The sequence below is a fragment of the Xanthomonas sp. MLO165 genome, assembly GCF_018831305.1.
GTDB lineage: Bacteria > Pseudomonadota > Gammaproteobacteria > Xanthomonadales > Xanthomonadaceae > Xanthomonas > Xanthomonas arboricola.
Window position 1 is genome coordinate 354,218 of sequence record NZ_CP029263.1, and the last position, 16,920, is coordinate 371,137.

The 16,920-nt window shown below is 67.8% G+C and carries 15 protein-coding genes; 10 read left to right on the forward strand and 5 right to left on the reverse strand.

The window, feature by feature from the left end; all coding sequences use genetic code 11:
* Positions 1-124 precede the first annotated feature (124 nt).
* A complete protein-coding gene (locus DGN21_RS01540; protein WP_215825089.1) occupies positions 125-1,042 on the forward strand; it encodes a LysR family transcriptional regulator in 918 nt (305 codons plus the stop codon).
* Positions 1,043-1,274: 232 nt separating this feature from the next.
* A complete protein-coding gene (locus DGN21_RS01545; RefSeq protein WP_024939812.1) occupies positions 1,275-2,081 on the forward strand; it encodes a TatD family hydrolase in 807 nt (268 codons plus the stop codon).
* 18 nt (positions 2,082-2,099) lie between these two features.
* On the opposite strand, the gene DGN21_RS01550 is transcribed toward DGN21_RS01545, so the two are convergent.
* A complete protein-coding gene (locus DGN21_RS01550) occupies positions 2,100-2,768 on the reverse strand; it encodes a hypothetical protein (RefSeq protein WP_126965434.1) in 669 nt (222 codons plus the stop codon).
* A gap of 899 nt (positions 2,769-3,667) precedes the next feature.
* Entirely contained in the window at positions 3,668-4,555 is an 888-nt protein-coding gene (locus DGN21_RS01555; protein WP_126965433.1) for a LysR family transcriptional regulator, read from the reverse strand.
* Between the two features lie 16 nt (positions 4,556-4,571).
* Here DGN21_RS01555 and DGN21_RS01560 point away from each other — a divergent pair, with 16 nt between their 5' ends.
* Positions 4,572-5,942: an MFS transporter gene (locus DGN21_RS01560; RefSeq protein ID WP_126965432.1), complete on the forward strand. Its 1,371-nt coding sequence runs from the start codon at positions 4,572-4,574 to the stop codon at positions 5,940-5,942.
* Positions 5,943-6,006: 64 nt separating this feature from the next.
* Here DGN21_RS01560 and DGN21_RS01565 read toward each other — a convergent pair whose 3' ends face one another.
* Positions 6,007-6,435: a MerR family transcriptional regulator gene (locus DGN21_RS01565; RefSeq protein ID WP_039528903.1), complete on the reverse strand. Its 429-nt coding sequence runs from the start codon at positions 6,433-6,435 to the stop codon at positions 6,007-6,009.
* A gap of 89 nt (positions 6,436-6,524) precedes the next feature.
* Between DGN21_RS01565 and DGN21_RS01570 the strand changes: the two genes are divergently transcribed.
* Positions 6,525-7,460: an alpha/beta hydrolase gene (locus DGN21_RS01570; RefSeq protein WP_215825090.1), complete on the forward strand. Its 936-nt coding sequence runs from the start codon at positions 6,525-6,527 to the stop codon at positions 7,458-7,460.
* A gap of 97 nt (positions 7,461-7,557) precedes the next feature.
* Here DGN21_RS01570 and DGN21_RS01575 read toward each other — a convergent pair whose 3' ends face one another.
* Positions 7,558-8,565, reverse strand: a complete 1,008-nt coding sequence (locus tag DGN21_RS01575; RefSeq protein WP_252374679.1) for a nuclease — start codon at positions 8,563-8,565, stop codon at positions 7,558-7,560.
* A gap of 100 nt (positions 8,566-8,665) precedes the next feature.
* Positions 8,666-11,149, reverse strand: a complete 2,484-nt coding sequence (locus tag DGN21_RS01580; protein ID WP_252374680.1) for a TonB-dependent receptor — start codon at positions 11,147-11,149, stop codon at positions 8,666-8,668.
* Between the two features lie 558 nt (positions 11,150-11,707).
* Here DGN21_RS01580 and DGN21_RS01585 point away from each other — a divergent pair.
* The 6 genes from DGN21_RS01585 (at position 11,708) to purU (ending at position 16,837) form a co-directional block, all read left to right on the forward strand.
* Positions 11,708-12,340, forward strand: coding sequence for a TetR/AcrR family transcriptional regulator (locus DGN21_RS01585; protein ID WP_024939804.1), 633 nt, complete (start codon positions 11,708-11,710; stop codon positions 12,338-12,340).
* The gene (locus tag DGN21_RS01590) at positions 12,337-13,218 is read left to right on the forward strand and encodes an NAD-dependent protein deacetylase (RefSeq protein ID WP_184577808.1); all 882 of its coding nucleotides are present in this window, start codon (positions 12,337-12,339) and stop codon (positions 13,216-13,218) included. The genes DGN21_RS01585 and DGN21_RS01590 overlap by 4 nt, the downstream gene beginning before the upstream one ends.
* A gap of 60 nt (positions 13,219-13,278) precedes the next feature.
* The gene (locus DGN21_RS01595) at positions 13,279-14,397 is read left to right on the forward strand and encodes an NADH:flavin oxidoreductase/NADH oxidase (protein ID WP_184551306.1); all 1,119 of its coding nucleotides are present in this window, start codon (positions 13,279-13,281) and stop codon (positions 14,395-14,397) included.
* Positions 14,398-14,434: 37 nt separating this feature from the next.
* Entirely contained in the window at positions 14,435-15,310 is an 876-nt protein-coding gene (locus DGN21_RS01600) for an NAD(P)-dependent oxidoreductase (protein ID WP_104591214.1), read from the forward strand.
* A 214-nt stretch (positions 15,311-15,524) separates the two neighbouring features.
* Entirely contained in the window at positions 15,525-15,917 is a 393-nt protein-coding gene (locus DGN21_RS01605; RefSeq protein WP_047126299.1) for an XVIPCD domain-containing protein, read from the forward strand.
* Between the two features lie 68 nt (positions 15,918-15,985).
* On the forward strand, positions 15,986-16,837 hold the full coding sequence (purU, locus tag DGN21_RS01610; RefSeq protein ID WP_215825227.1) for a formyltetrahydrofolate deformylase: 852 nt from the start codon (positions 15,986-15,988) through the stop codon (positions 16,835-16,837).
* Positions 16,838-16,920: the final 83 nt, after the last annotated feature.

A 16,920-nucleotide genomic window follows, 5' to 3' on the forward strand; every position in this document is an offset into this window, starting at 1 on the left:
TCCAGTCTCTGGCGTAGGGCGGGAGCGGTGCCGGATTGACTCTAGGAAGCCGGGGGTGTGTTATCAAACATCGATTTTCAGCCAAGCCATTGCAAAAAATGCAACGCCAACCGAGCCCCGCCGCATGCTGACCTTTTCCCGCTTCACCCGTTACTTCGTCGAAGTGGCCCGCTGCGGCAGCATCCGCAAGGCTTCTGACGTGCTGCACGTGTCGGCCTCGGCGATCGACCGTCAGATCCTCAAGGCCGAGGAAGAGCTGGGCGCGCAGCTGTTCGAACGCCTGCCCGGCCGGCTGCGGCTGACCGCCGCCGGCGAGCTGCTGCTGGTGGACGTGCGCGGCTGGGAGAAGGCCTACGCCCGCACCCTGGAGCGCTTTGACGAGCTCAAGGGGCTGCGCCGCGGGCACGTGGAGATCGCCATGATCGACGCGCTCAGCGAGGGCGTGGTGCCGGAGGCGGTGGCGGCGCTGGTGCAGGAGTACCCCGGCATCACCTTCAACCTGTCCACCGCGCGCAACCAGCGGGTGATGGAAATGGTGACCTCGGCCGATGTGGACATCGGCCTGCTGCTGGACCCGGTGAGCAGCGTGGACCTGGAGGTGCGCGCCTTTGCCGACATTCCGTTGGGGATTGCGATGCCGGTCGGCCACCCGCTCAGCACCCGCACCGAGCTGCAGCTGAGCGAAACGCTGGAACACCGCCTGCTGCTGCCGGCCGCCCCGCTTATCGTCGGCGAGCATGCCAAGGTGCTGTACCAACGCCAGCACATCGACGTGAAGCGGCTGACCCACTGCAACGATGTGCGCACCCTGCGCGGGTTGGTGCGCGCCGGTGCCGGCGTGGGCCTGATGTCGTGGCTGGACGCCGCGCCGGATGTGGCCGACGGCCGCCTGGCGTTCGTGCCATTCCGCCGCCACCTGACCAAGCCGATGACGCTGGCGCTGTGCGTGGCCCCGCAGCGGCAGCTGTCGCGCTCGGCGCTGCTGACGATCCAGGCGCTGGCGGCGAAGATCGATGCAATGGTGGTGCCGGTGGTGGGTTGAACCCCTTTCTCTCCTGGAAGAAGGGAGCAAAGCCCCTCTCCTGCGGGAGAGGGGTTGGGGTGAGGGGACCGGGCGACACCACATTGGGTGGTTGATCATGCGAGGCTTCGCTCGCACCCGCATCCGGCGCTACGCGCCAGCTTCTCCCGGCGGGAGAAGGGACGCGAAGCGCTAAGCGCACACAACCCCCACTCGCTACACTTGCCCGGCTCTCCCCACACGACACCGCAACATGCAGTTGATCGATATCGGCGCCAACCTCACCCACGACTCCTTCGACCGCGACCGCGACGCCGTGCTGCAACGCGCACGCGAGGCAGGCGTTGCGCAATTGGTGATCACCGGTGCCAGCCGCGAGCATTCGCCGCTGGCCTTGCAGCTGGCCCAGCAACATCCCGGATTCCTCTACGCCACCGCCGGCGTGCACCCGCACCACGCAGTGGAGTTCACCGCCGAATGCGAGGCCGAAATGCGCACGCTGCAGGCGCACCCGCAGGTGGTGGCGGTGGGCGAATGCGGGCTGGATTATTTCCGCGATTTCGCCCCGCGTCCGGCCCAGCACAAGGCCTTCGAGCGCCAGCTGCAACTGGCTGCCGACAACGGCAAGCCGCTGTTCCTGCATCAGCGCGAGGCGCACGACGATTTCCTGTCGATCATGCGCAGCTTCGATGGCCGCCTCGGCCCGGCGGTGGTGCATTGCTTCACCGGCAGCCGCGAAGAACTGTTCGACTACCTGGACCGCGATTACTACATCGGCATCACCGGCTGGCTGTGCGACGAGCGCCGCGGCCTGCATCTGCGCGAGCTGGTACGCAACATCCCGGCCAACCGCTTGATGATCGAAACCGACGCGCCGTACCTGCTGCCGCGTACGCTCAAGCCGATGCCCAAGGACCGCCGCAACGAGCCGATGTTCCTGTCGCATATCGTCGACGAACTCGCACGCGATCGTGGCGAGGAGGTGGCGCTGACCGCGGCCAACAGCACCGCGGCGGCGCGGGCGTTCTTCCGTCTGCCCGCGCCTGCAGCGGCGGCATAACCTGCGCGGCGTGGACGATCACGCCGCCAGCAACTCCCAGCCCTGCGCATCGCGCAAGCGCAGCCCCGGTTGCGGTGCATCCACGCTGACCCGCACGCCGCTGGCCCACGGCAGCTGCCGCTGCTGCGGAAACCAGCGCCGCGCCTGATCGACCACGATCAACAAGCCATCATCGTCGCCCAGCGCGGCAAAACCCGCGAGCGCCGGCGCAAACGGCCGCACGCCGAAGTGATGGGCGACGCTGCTGGTCACCACCGCGACATCGTTGCTGGGTAAGCCGATCTCGCTCACGCACAGCAACTCGTCGCCGTGGAACACGCCGTCGCCGGTGGCCACGTCCTGCACCGCCCGACGCGCGATCAACTCGAGTACCGCGCCGTCGGGGCCGGCGAAATACACCGATCGCGACTGCCATACGCCGTCCAGTTGAAACTGCCGACGCCCATGTGGATCGGCAAGCAGCTTGCTGCGCTCGCCGATCCATTGCGCAGCGGCGTCGAAGCGCGACGGCGCCACGTTGAACGCCAGATGCACGCTGCCCACCGGCTGCTGCGCCTGCACGCATTCCAGGCTGCTCCAGCCGATGCGGATGCTGTTGCCGTGCTGCGGCAGCTGCAGTACCTCGCGATAGAAGCGCAGGCTGAGGTCGGGATCCAGGCAGGGCAGCAACAGATGGCGAAGATGCATGGCGGGCGCAGGTGATGGAAGGTGCAGGCATTGAACGACCTCAATCGCGGTTGAGGTCAAGCGGTGTGCCCGGATGGTGTGCGCGGATTCGGCAGGGCACCTGCGCGCGCTGGCAACGTGCATGCTGTCTGCAGCGAAGGCCCTGGCCGCGATGATGTCGCCACGCAAGCAGCATTGCGGGCATGCGTGCTCCCACAGGATCGATGGCTTCGGGTGCGGCTGAGGGTGTGTGGATCAGACCTCGGATCAAGAGAACCAGCGCCACCGCTGGTGGCAGACAACGCAATCCAACATCTTTCCGCCTGTTGGCAGGTAGGAGCGCACTTGTGCGCGAGGGCGTTACCGGTAGAGCCACATCGCGCACGGGTGCGCTCCTACAACAACCGTGGTGCTGTCGGCTCGAGATCAGCCTGGCTCACAGCACTTCCGCCAGCGCCAGCCTGGCCAGCGGCATCTGGCCATCTGTTGGCAGGTAGGAGCGCACTTGTGCGCGAGGGCGTTACCGGGAGAGCCACATCGCGCACAAGTGCGCTCCTACAACAACCGTGGTGCTGTCGGCTCGAGATCAGCCGGGCTCACAGCACTTCCGCCAGGGCCAGCCTGGCCAGCGGCGTCTGGCCATCTGTTGGCAGGTGTAGGAGCGCACTTGTGCGCGAGGGCGTTACCGGTAGAGCCACATCGCGCACGGGTGCGCTCCTACAACAACCGTGGTGCTGTCGGCTCAAGATCAGCCTGGCTCACAGCACTTCCGCCAGCGCCAGCCTGGCCAGCGGCATCTGGCCATCTGTTGGCAGGTGTAGGAGCGCACCTGTGCGCGAGGGCCTTACCGGGAGAGCCACGTCGCGCACGGGTGCGCTCCTACAACAACCGTGGTGCTGTCGGCTCGAGATCAGCCTGGCTCACAGCACTTCCGCCAGCGCCCACAGATGCTGGACCAGTGGCGCGGTGTCCAGGGCGCCCGGCGCGACTGCCAGGGCCAGCCGGGCCAGCGGCATCTGGCCTTCGATATCCAGATAGCGCACGCCGGGCAGCTGCAGCTGCGCAGTGGAGGCCGGCACCACCGACACGCCCAGTTCGGCGGCGACCAGGTTGACGATGGACGACATCTGCGGCGCCTCCTGGGTGATGCGCAGGGTCACGCCGGATTGCCGGCAGGCGGCGAGGATCTCGTCGTACAGGCTGGACCCGAAGCTGCGCGGGAACAGGATGAACGGTTCGCCCGCCAGCGCCGCCAGTGGCGCGCTGTTGCGGGCGGCCAGCCGATGCGCGGTGGGCACGGCGATCTTCATCGGTTCGTCGGCAAAGCGCAGCAGTTGCAGGTCGGGCGGCGTGCTCAGGCCGTAGCGCACGAAGGCCGCGTCCAGGCGGCCATCGGCCAGGGCCAGCAGCAGCCCGGCGGTGTTGGTCTCTTCCAGCAACAGCTCGACCTGCGGCCATTGCCGGCGAAAGTCGCGGATCAGGTGCGGCACCACCGGGTTGAACGCGGCCGAGGCGGTGAAGCCCAGCCGCAGCCGGCCGGATTCGCCGCGCGCCACCCGCCGTGCGGTTTCGGCGGCGCGCTCCACATCGGCGAGCACGCGGCGCACCTCGACCAGGAAGGCCTCGCCGGCCGGGGTCAGCTCGGCGCCGCTGTGGGTGCGCCGGAACAGCGGCGTGCCCAGATCGCGCTCCAGCGCCTGGATCTGCTGGCTCAAGGGCGGCTGGCCGACGCCGACCCGCGCTGCGGCGCGGGTGAAGTTGCCCTCCTCGGCGACAGCCAGGAAGTAGCGCAGGTGGCGAAGTTCCATTCTATCTGTTCTGCATATGGAAACTGCCAGAATCATATATTGGACAGGGGGTCAGCGCAGGCGAATACTCGCCGTCCCACGTCTCGATGCTGCGCCCGTGTCCCCTCCTGATCGCCGCACCGGCAGCCTGCCGGGCGCCACCGCCGGCCCTGCCGACAACGCCGCCGCCGCCGATGCGCCGGCCAGCGGCCGCATCCGCCTGGCCCTATTCCTGGCCGGCTTTGCCACCTTCTCGCTGCTGTACAGCGTGCAGCCGGTGCTTCCGGAGTTTGCACGCGCTTTTGGCGTGGACGCGGCCACCGCCTCGCTGCCGTTGTCGCTGGCCACCGGCGCGCTGGCCCTGGCGATCTTCTGTGCCGGCGCAGTGTCGGAGAACCTGGGCCGGCGCGGGTTGATGTTCGTATCGATCGCACTGGCCGCGGTGCTCAACCTGGTCGCCGCCTTCCTGCCGCACTGGGGCGCGCTGGTGCTGGTGCGCACCTTGTCCGGTATCGCGCTGGGCGGGGTGCCGGCGGTGGCGATGGTGTATCTGGGCGAGGAACTGCCGGCCAACAAGATGGGCGCGGCCACCGGCCTGTATGTGGCCGGCAATGCCTTCGGCGGCATGAGCGGTCGCATCGTGATGAGCGTGCTGACCGATCACTACGACTGGCGCACCGCGCTGGCGGTGTTGAGCGTGTTCGACCTGCTGTGCGCGCTGGCGTTCTTCTGGTTGCTGCCGCCGTCGCGCAACTTCGTGCGCCGGCACGGCATCAACCTGCGCTTCCATCTGCGCGCCTGGGCCGGGCATCTGCGCGACCGCAACCTGCCGTTCCTGTTCGCGCTGCCGTTCCTGTTGATGGGCGTGTTCGTCTGCCTCTACAACTACGCCGGCTTCCGGCTGGGCGGGCCGGAATTCGGCCTGAGCCAGAGCCAGATCGGCATGATCTTCAGCGCCTATGTGTTCGGCATCGTCAGTTCGTCGGTGGCCGGTGCGGCGTCGGACCGTTTCGGGCGCGGCCCGGTGGTCACCACCGGCATCGTGCTGTGCGTGCTCGGCGTGGCGCTGACCCTGGCGCATGTGCTGGCGCTGGTGGTGGGCGGCATCGTGTTGCTGACGATCGGCTTCTTCATTGCGCATTCGGCGGCCAGCGCGTGGGTGAGCCGGCTCGGCGGTGCGCACCGCAGTCACGCCGCATCGCTGTATCTGCTGGCGTATTACGCCGGCTCCAGCGTGATCGGCGCGCTCGGCGGCTGGTTCTGGCAACACGGTGGCTGGGGCGCGCTGGTCGGCATGTGCCTGACCTTGCTGGCGCTCGCCTTCGCCGCGGCCTACGTGCTGCGCCAGCGCGCCGACGACACGCGGCCATACGGGCGCTTTGCGCCGCACCCTGCACGCGGCGAGTGACGCGGCTCGACCGCCGCGTGCAAGCGCGACTGGCTGCACGACTGCGCGGTGTCTGTCAGCCGCTCTAGCGCGCCCGCTTGCTGCGTCTGGTCTGCGCTGCAGGCGGCAGCGTGGCCGCGGCATCCGCCGCACCCTGTGCCAGGGTTTCCAGCAAACGCGCACGGCGCCGCTCCAGGTCGGCCAGCTGGCGCTCGATCAGCTGCAGGCGTGCCCGATGCGCCTGCGCGGTTTCCGGGCACATCTGCGCGCCTTCCACCAGACGCATGCAATCGGGGAAGCCGAGGATGTCGTCCAGGCTGAAGCCGGTGGCGATCAGGCGCTGGATCTGCCGCACCTGTGCAACGCAGGCGGCGGGAAACACCCGGTAGCCGTTTGCGCTGCGCGAGGAGGTCAGCAGCCCATGCGCGTCGTAGTGACGAAGCGAGCGTACGCTGGCGCCGGTCTGCAGCGCCAGCGCGCCAATGCTCAGTGAGGGTTCGGACGATGTGGCCATGCGCCCAGCATACGTTGCACGCAATGCTTGACCCTCACATTGGTGTGAGGCTCGAGGATGGTGGCTCCCATTGTCTGGAGCTCACTCCGATGCCTGTTCGCTTTCTGCCCGTCATTGGCATGTTGCCGATGCGCTACCTGCTGGCCTGCCTGCTGCTGTTCTCTTCAACCTTGGCGGCGGCGGGGCCGGCCTCATCCCCGGCGTCGCGCAGCTACACCGTCACCGCGCCCGACGGCGTGGCCCTGGCCGTGCAGGAGCATGGCGGCACTGATGGCCGGGCAATCGTGTTCGTGCACGGCCTGCTCGGCAGCCGCATCGATTGGGACGCGCAGCTGGCCGATCCGCGCCTGCATGGCTATCGCTTGATCACCTACGACCTGCGCGGGCATGGGCTGTCCGGCAAGCCGGCGGCAGCGTCCGCGTATCGGGACGGCATGCGCTGGGCCGACGACCTTGCCGCCGTGGTGAAGGCCGCAGACGCGCGCGATGCGGTGCTGGTGGGTTGGTCGCTGGGCGGTGCGGTGATCAGCAACTACCTCACCCGTTACGGCGACGAAGGGCTTGGCGGCGTGGTGTATGTCGATGGCGTGATCGAATTGCGCGCAGAGCAACTGGGCGCGCATCCGGCGATCTATCGCGATCTGGTCTCCGACGACCTGCGCACGCACCTGCAGGCGGTGCAGGACTTCCTGCGGCTGTGTTTTGCCACCCAGCCTCCGGCGCCAGTGTTTGAAACCTTGCTGGCCAACGCGTCGCTGGCCTCGTGGGACATGCAGCGTGCCGTGCAGGGCATGTCGATCGACGTTGCCGGCCTGCAACGCACGCAGTTGCCGGTGCTGCTGATGTACGGCGCGCGCGATGCGCTAGTGACCACCGGGCCGACGCTAGCACGTGCACGGCAGCTGCAGCCGCGTGCGCAGACGGTGCTGTATCCCGACGCCGGGCATGCCCCGTTTCTGGAAGACAGCCCGCGCTTCAATCAGGATCTGCTGCGCTTTGTCGAACAGGCCGCCAACGCTCACTGACGCGGCGTGACGGCACGCGCGATCTGTAGGGCGCGCTGCGCTGTGCCGCCGCGCAGGTCGGCACGCCGATGGCGGCCCCTCCTGTCGCCATCGGCGGTTACAGCGTGGGCGAGGTGCCGGCAGGTGCAGATCCGGTCGCCGGGTCGTACTGCGGATGGCGTGGGTCCATGCTGGGTGGCGTGGAGGCGCCGGGCCGCAGCGCGCTTTCGCGCCAGGCGCGCACCAGCAGGTCGCGCAGCATCGCCGCGCCGTCGCCGGCGGTGCGATAGACCATCGCGCGGCCGGCGCTGCTGGACGCATCGTCGAAGGCGCCGGCCTTTTCCAGGCGATAGACCTGCTCGACACGGCCGGTACCGATGTCGAGAAAGCCCAGGATCTGCTCGAACACATCGCCATCCTGGTGCGCCAGGGCCGGCATGCGGCTCAGCAGGTCCTGCGGGGTCAGCGCAATCTTCTCCACGTAATCGCTCTCGAACTTGCCGTGCACCTTCGGGTCGGTGCTGTAGCCGTGCGGGTTCGGCCCCTGCCAGCCGTCGTGATGGATGCTGTCGTGCTGCGGCTGCGCGCCATCGCCGATGTAGTGCGCAAACCAGCTGACGTAGAACGCGCAGTTGCGTTCGAGCTCTCGGGTGTCCTGGCCCTTGGCGCGCAGCGTGCGCAGCTGCCGCATGGTCGCGACGATGCGTTGGTAGCCTTCGGTGGCGGCGTACGGCAAGGTGCCGGCCCAACGCACGTTCATGCGCTGCGCCAGTTGCGGGTCGCTGCCGGCGATGCGCCGTTGTTCGTCGTACAGCGCCAGCACGAAGGCGTAGCGCGAGCGCGGCGGGTGCTGCATGAAGGCGAACTGCTCGCGGAACCAGCCGTGGTTGGGGTCTTCGTCGATCTTGAGGAAGGGTTCGCTTTCGCTGCGCCAGCCGTCCGGCAGCGTGGCGCCGTCGGCGATCACCCGCGCGTACTGCTTGAGGAAGACCGGGCCGTCGTCGGGCAGGGCCTGCACGGCGGCGCTGTCGATGGCGGCATGCGCGCGGTGGCCCCAGGCGGCGGCATCGCCGGAACACGTCGCTGCTGCAACCAGCAGCGCACAGGCAAGACGGGAAGCTGTCATGGCAGTCCTTGTGGCCTGCAGCGCAGCTACGGCGCTGCAGGCGATGGATCGGGAAGTGGAGCGCTGGCATGAGGCTGCGACACCCCGGACGCCGGCGCACTCAGAAGTGGTAGGTCACCACCAGCCGCGAGTTGCGCTCGTAGATCGGCCGGCCGTAGATCGGCGCGCGCGTGCCCTGGCCGGAGATGGTGTCGGTGCGCGGGTTGCCTTCGGTCAGCGCAAAGGTGTTGGTCAGGTTGTCCACCGACAGCTGCACGTCCCACGGCCCGTTGCGCACCAGGATGTTGGCCGCCAGGGTGTCGTAGGCGGCCAGCTCGGTGGTGTTTTCCAGGTCGGCGTAGCGCTTGCCCACGTAGGCGTAGCGCAACGAGGTTTCCCAATCGAACGCACCGGTGGTGAACAACAGCGTCGGGCCGGCATTGCCGTACAGCTTCGGCTGGCGGTTGGGCATGTTGCCGTCCACGTCGACCACGGCCACTGCGCCATTGGCCACCACTTCGGTCAGGTCGGACACCTTGGTGTCGTTGTAGGTCAGGTTGGCATCAAGACGTAGCCACTGCGCCGGCGTCCACACCGCCGCCAGTTCGATGCCGGGATTGGTAACGCTGCCGCGGTAGTCCTTGGATTCGGCCGCGCCGGTCTGCGGATTCACCGCGCTGGTGCCGATGTTGTACGGGTCGTACTTGGTGTAGAAGGCGGTGGCAAACAGGTCCAGCGTGTCGAAGTTGAGCTTGGTGCCGAGCTCGAACTGGTCGGCGGTGGGGATGTTGACGTTGCCCTCGTTGGCGCCCTCGCTGGGTGCGCGGTGCGCACGCGAGGCGCGGCCGTAGATGCCGACGGTGGGATTGATGTCGTAGTTGAAGCCCGCGGTCCAGTTGGTCACGCCCACGTCCAGCGCGGTGTGTGCGCGGGCCCCGGTGAACAGGCGCGCGGCATCGTCGGCCAGGGTGTCGGCCATGCCCAAGTTGCCGGTGCTGCGCAGCATGCTCCAGGCGCGGTAGCGGTAGCGCTCGTGACGCACGCCGGCCTCCAGGCGCAGCTTGTCGGTCACCTGCCAGGTGTCGGCGATGTAGGGCGCCAGCATGCTGGTGTAGGCCTTGCCCTGGGTGCGGTCGGCGCCGTAGATCACCACGCCGTCCTTGGTCACGCCTCCGACCACGTTGCCGGCCGCGTCGTAGCCGAGCAGGTCGATCGTGCGCGGGTTCTGCCGCATCTCCAGCAGATAGCTCTGGTAACGCGAATTGTAGGAACGCGCGTAATAGGCGCCGTACACGCCGAGCGTGATGTCGTGGCTGTCGCCGCCCCAGTCGAAGCGGCGGTGCAGGCGCAGGTCGTCGGCGAACGAATCGGCGCGTACGTTCATGGCGCGGTACTGGCCCTGGATCACCAGGCCGTCGGTGCTGGCCGGATCGAAGCGGCTACCGTCGTCGGTGTAGACGTAGCCCAGCGAGCTCAGGCCGGGAAACGCGGCGCTGGCGGCGGCGCGGCGGCTGTTGGCATACGCGGCGGCGTCCTGCGGCGCATTGCTGGAATACAGCGCGTCGAAGGTCATGTCCAGGCGATTGACGATGGCCTTGTTGGACAGGCTCCAGCCGTTGTCGAAGGCCAGGTCCAGGTTGGCGCCCAGATGGTTGAACTTCATGTGGCGGCCATCGGACAGGTCGCGCAACTCGCGCTGCGGCGCGCCGTTGGCATCGCTGGAGACGATGCTGGCGCGTTTCAGCTGCGCGCTGCTCAAGGTGCCGGTGAAGCGGTCGATCAACGGGTCCAGCGAACGCGCGGTGTCGCGTGGGTCGTACAGCGGGATCGGCATGTAGAACGCGTTCTTGTCGTCCAGATGCTTGGCGGTGAAGGTCAGCTTGCCGTGCTCCAGCGTATGCGTGAGGTTCATGCGGAACTGCCCGCCCTCGTCGGCCGGAAAGCCCACGTCGCGGTAGCCGTCGTTGCGCCGCACGAAGCCGCCGGCAGCCAGGTACCAGCCGTCGGCAAGCTTGCCCGACCAGTAGCCATCGAGCCGATACAGCCCGGTGTCGCCGACGGTGGTGCGCACTGCGCCTTCGGGGGTGTCGCCGCCCTGGCGGGTGACGAAATTGACGATGGCCGCGGCATTGGAAGCGAAGATCGGCGATGGCCCGCCGCGCACGGTTTCCACCGATTCGACCATCAGGTCCGGGCGCACCAGGCCTTCGGTCTTGTAGAAGTAGCCGTTGTTGTCCGGGTAGGGGCTGATGCCGTCTTCCTGGATCACGGCAAACGAGCCTTCGTCGGGAATGCCGCGGATGCGGTAGACGTTCTGCACTTCGCCGCCGGTGGATTCGGCATAGATGCCGGGCATCGAGCCGATCAGGCTGGCCAGGTTGAGCGGGGCCAGCTTGTCGATCTGCTCGGCGGTCAGCGCGGTGATCGCATACGAGGCGTCGAACTGGTTCTGGGCCTGGCCGGCACCGGTGACGATCATCCGATCCAGCGAGAAGATGCCGTCCTCGCCCTTGCGGGTGGCAGGCGTGGCGGGTGCGGCTTCCTGCGCGAGCGCGGGGGTGGCCAGGGTCAGTGCAAGCAGGACGGCGAGCGGACGACGCGACACGGCACGACGCACTCCGGAGCGCGTCCGGATGTGGGTGTAGGGCATGGCAGGAGTGGGGTCAGCGGGGGAGCTGCCCACTGTCGCGGCGCCATGTTTCCGCAGCATTGCGTGTGCGCCCGATCACGCTAAGTTGGCGGACCCGCGTGCCGATCTGTGACGTGGAACGTGTTTTCAAGCGGTTTCAACCGTGTGCAGTAGGTTGCCGGCTGTGCGTCATTCGGTGCGCATCACCAGGCCAATCATTCCGCCCTCGGTGTCATCGCGCCGGTGCCAGCTCGGACATCGCAACCCGCGCTACGCTGGCAGCCGCTTGTTCGACGCTGCCTGGACCGGCGTGGTCGTCGAGATCGGTGGCGGTACGATCGTGATTTACCGCATCGGCGCATTGACCGCAAAGCCTGCGTTACGCAGTGCTTCGCCAGCAACACGGTGAAGCAATCTGGCGCTCAGCGTCGCCGTGCAGCGCCAGGGGTGTGGAGCTGGAGAGGGGCGCTTGCTTGGAATCACCAAGAAGGCCCCCAGACTATGTGCCACCCATCCGTGTGTACAGTCGCCTTCGTGAGCACCTCATTCCCCCTGCCAGCACCGCGCAAGGCCCCGCAGCAAGCGCGCTCGCGCGCCACCGTGGAGGTCATCCGCCAGGCCAGCATCCAGGTGCTGGTAGCCGACGGACTGCAGGGCTGCACCACCACGCGGGTGGCCGAGCGTGCCGGCGTGTCGGTCGGCAGCGTGTACCAGTACTACCCCAATCGGCAGGCGATGTTGATCGCGTTGCTGCAGTGGCACCTGCAGGCGGTGATCGACGCGGTGGAACGGGCCTGCGCGCAACAACACGGGCGCACGCTGGCGCAGCAGTGCGAGGCCTTGGTGCATGCCTTCGTGCAGGCCAAGCTGCAGCATGTGGACGTCTCGCGCGCGCTGTACGCCATTGCCGAACTGCATGGTGGCGCCGCGCTGGGGTCGCAGGCGCGCAAGCGCTCGCAACAGGCGTTTGCCGCGGCGCTGGCCACCGCTGCGGATGTGCGCTTCGACGATTGCGAGGCGGTGGCCGAGATCGGCATGGCGGCCATCACCGGGCCGGTGAAAAGCCTGCTCGAGGAGGGTGCGCCTGCGGTGCGGATTGCGCCGCTGCAGGCGCAACTGGTGGTGTTGCTGCACAGTTACCTCATGGCCACCGGAGTTGCGCGATGACGGCGGTAGCAGTTCAGGACAGCAACGCGTTGCAAGACTTCATCGAGCGCCATCGGCGCCTGTTCGTGCTCACCGGCGCCGGTTGCAGCACCGATTCGGGCATTCCCGATTACCGCGATCTGCAAGGCGGCTGGAAGCGTCCGCAACAGGTCACCTTCCAGGCCTTCATGGGCGAGCTGTCCACGCGGCAGCGCTATTGGGCGCGCAGCCTGGTCGGCTGGCCACGCTTCGGGCTGGCGCAACCCAATGCCACCCATCACGCATTGGCCGCACTGGAAGCGCGCGGCCAGCTGGAACTGCTGCTGACGCAAAACGTGGACCGCCTGCATCAGGCCGCCGGCAGTCAGGCGGTGATCGATCTGCATGGCCGGCTCGATGTGGTGCGCTGCATGGGCTGCGAGCGGCGCATGCCCCGTACCGAATTCCAGCTGCTGCTCGAGCACGCCAACCCCGGCTGGGCCGACCTGGACGCCGCGCAGGCGCCCGATGGCGATGCGGATCTGGACGATGTCGCCTTCGACAGTTTTGTGGTGCCGCCGTGCCCGGTGTGCGGCGGCGTGCTGAAGCCGGATGTGGTGTTCTTTGGCGAGAACGTGCCGCGCGAGCGCGTGGAGCGCGCATTTACGCATCTGCAGGCGGCTGATGCGGTGCTGGTGGTGGGCTCGTCGCTGATGGTGTATTCGGGCTTTCGTTTCGTACAGGCCGCGGCCAAGGCCGGCCTGCCGATCGCCGCGCTCAACTTCGGGCGCACCCGTGCGGACGAGCTGCTCAGCCTGAAGGTCGAACAGTCATGCGCGCAGGCGCTGGCGTTCCTGCATGCGCCGTTCGATCCGCTGTGTGCACGCAGCGTCAACGACGCCAGTGCGCGCTCGGCATGACGCAGTGATCCATCGCAGCGGTTGTGCCCACGCGCGTGGCGCAGTGCAATGGGCATCCCCGTGTCATCTGTGGATGCCCCCTTGAGCCAGTTGTTCTCCCCCATCCGCTTCGGTCCGCTTGCGCTCGCCAACCGGATCGTCATCGCCCCGATGTGCCAGTACTCCGCACAGGACGGCCGCGCCAGCGACTGGCACCGCATCCATCTGGGCACCTTGTCGCAATCCGGTGCCGGCCTGCTGATCCTGGAAGCGGCCGCGGTGCAGCCGCAGGGGCGCATCTCCTACGCCGACCTCGGCTTGTACGACGATGCCACCGAGCAGGCGCTGGGCGAGGTGCTGGACTCGGTCCGGCGGTGGTCGCCGATGCCGATCGGCATCCAACTGGCGCATGCCGGGCGCAAGGCCTCCACCGATCTGCCGTGGAACGGCGGCGAGGCCATCGCGCCGGATCACGCGCATGGCTGGCAGACCGTGTCCGCATCGGCACTGGCGTTCCGTGACGGTCAGCCGTTGCCGCAGGCACTGGACCAGGCCGGCATCGATGCGGTGGTGCAGGCCTTTGTCGATGCGGCACAGCGCGCCGAACGCCTGGGCCTGGCGCTGATCGAGCTGCATGCCGCGCATGGCTATCTGATGCATCAGTTCCTGTCGCCGCTGAGCAATCAGCGCAGCGATGCGTATGGCGGCTCACTGGAAAACCGCATGCGGCTGACGCTGCGCATCTTCGACGCGGTGCGCGCGGCGGTGTCGGACAAGATTGCCATCGGCGTGCGCATCTCTGCCACCGATTGGGTAGAGGGCGGCTGGGATCTCGAGCAGAGCCTCGCCTTGTCCAAGGCGCTGGATGCGCGCGGTGCGCACTACATCCATGTCTCCAGCGGCGGGCTGGATCCGCGCCAGCAGATTCCGGTGCAGGCGGGCTATCAGATTCCGTTTGCGCAGCAGATCAAGGCGCAGGTCAGCACGCCGGTGATCGGCGTGGGCCTGATCACCGAGCCGGCGCAGGCCGAGGCGATCCTGCAGGACGGCCAGGCCGATGCGATCGCGCTGGCGCGCGGCATCCTGTACGACCCACGCTGGCCGTGGCATGCCGCTGCCGCACTCGGCGCGTCGGTCACGCCCTCGCCGCAATACCTGCGCTGCGAGCCACGCGATGCGCGTGGCGTATTCGCCAGCTGATCCATCCGATAGACGTCATAACGAACAAGGACAACGCATGCCGATAGGATTTCTGGGCTTGGGGACGATGGGCCTGCCGATGGCGCACAACCTGCTGCGCGGCGGTTTTGAACTGCGTGTGTGGAATCGCTCGCCGGAGCGCGCGCAGTCGCTGCGCGAGGCCGGTGCCACGGTGGTGGATGCACCGCGCGACGCCGCGCACGGCCCGTTGCTGTTTTCGATGCTGGCCGACGACAACGCGGTGCGTGCCACCGTGCTGGAGCAAGGCGTACTGGACGCGCTGCCGGCCGGCAGCGTGCACGTCAACATGGCCACCATCTCGGTGGCACTGGCGCACGAGCTGACCGCCCTGCATGCCGAGCGCGGCGTGGCCTATGTGGCCGCGCCGGTGCTCGGCCGGGTCGATGTGGCCGAAGCCGGCAAGCTCAACATTCTGGCCGCCGGCGACGAGGCGGCGCTGGCGCGCGTGCAGCCGATGTTCGATGTGCTCGGTCAGCGCACCTGGGAGATCGGCCACACCCCCGAGCAGGCCAATGCGGTCAAGCTGGCGGCCAACTTCTGCCTGGCCAGCGCGATCGGCGCCATGGCCGAAGCCAGCGCGCTGGCACGCGGCCACGGCGTGGATGCCACCCAGTTCCTGGGCATGCTCACCAGCACCTTGTTCGCCGCGCCCGCGTACCAGGGCTACGGCCGCCTGATCATGCAGCGCGAATACCTGCCCGCCGGCTTCACTGCCACCCTGGGCCGCAAGGATGTGGATCTGGCGATCCAGGCCGGCGCCGACAGGCAGGTGCCGATGCCACTGGGCGAGTTGCTGCGCGCCGGGCTGGACGAGGCCATCGCGCATGGCGACGGCAACGCCGACTGGGCGGTGCTGGCAGAAGTATCGGCGCGGCGGGCCGGGCAGGCCTGATCGCAACCCAGGCGCGCGCGTGGGTTCTGCGCAGCGTGCCTGGCCTTGCAGGTGACGCGCGATGCGTCTTGCTCACCTCAACATGCAGCAGACCTTCTAAAATGCCGGCTCGTGACAGCCGCCGCTCCAGGGAGGATGCGATGCGACACCTGCATATCACGCTCGGTTCGACCGAGCGCACACCGCGCGCACTGATCTGCGCCGGTGGTACACGATGACCGCCGTACCGGTCGTTGACCAGGGCCCGGTGGGCCCGGACCATCCCGAGCATCCGGACCACTATCTGTTCGCGCAGATCCGCGAAGCGGTGGCCGCGCTCGACGCCGAGTTGAACAAACCCACCGACGAGGCCAGTGTCCGCATGGCCGCGCGCCTGCTGCCGCTGGCCAAGCAACATGGCTTCGACCAGGTGGATCACGTGGTGCTCAGTCGGCACGTTGGCGAGGTGGGCGAGAACGTGTTTCTGGTGCGTGGCGAGCTCGCCGATCCGGCGCATCTGCGTGCCCACATCACCACCCAGGAAGCGATGGAGACCTCGGTCGAGGCATCGATGGCGCAACTGGACGAGATCAATCGGCGGCTGATGCTGCGCCTGCCGCCGCGCTGAGTCGCAGCGGAAAGTTACGGGCGCAAGCACTGCGCCCGCAGCCGGACGCATTGGCTATCATTGTGCCGATGCGCTCCGACTACATCCTCACCCTGTCCTGCCCCGACCGCACCGGCATCGTCTATCGCGTGACCGGGCTGCTGTTCGATCTGGCCTGCAACATCCTCGACGCACAGCAGTTCGGCGACGACGAAAGTGGCCGCTTCTTCCTGCGCGTGCACTTCGACAAACCGCCGGGCACAGACATTGCCGGGCTGGAACGCCGCTTTGCGCTGCTGGCCGATGAATTCCAGATGGACTGGCAGCTGCACGATGCGCGCCGCCGCGCGCGGCTGATGGTGCTGGTGAGCAAACAGGGGCATTGCCTCAACGATCTGCTGTTCCGCATGCATAGCCGGCAATTGCCGGTGGATATCGCGGCGGTGGTGTCCAACCACGCCGACTTCGCGCCGCTGGCCGCCTCCTATGGCATCGCCTTCCACCATCTGCCGGTGAGCGCCGACACGCGCGCCGCGCAGGAAGCGCAGCTGCTTGCGCTGGTCGAGGCGCTGCAGATCGATCTGGTGGTGCTGGCGCGCTACATGCAGATTCTTTCGCCCGAGTTGTGCCGTGCCTTGGCAGGGCGGGCGATCAATATCCATCACAGCTTCCTGCCCAGCTTCAAGGGCGCGCAGCCGTATCACCAGGCGCACGCACGCGGGGTCAAGATCATCGGTGCCACCGCGCATTACGTCACCGAAGATCTGGACGAAGGCCCGATCATCGAACAGGACGTGGCGCGCGTGGATCACGCGATGACGCCGCGCGATCTGGTGCGGCTGGGCAGCGATACCGAATCGCTGGTGCTTGCCCGTGCGGTGCGTCGCCATGTCGAGCACCGCATCGTGCTCAATGGCCATCGCACGGTGGTGTTTCGCTAGCGCACCGTCGCATATCCCCTCGGACGGTCGCAGCACGCGCAAGGGAGCCGTGGTCAGGTCCGGCCAGCGAGCGCGCCGGCCTG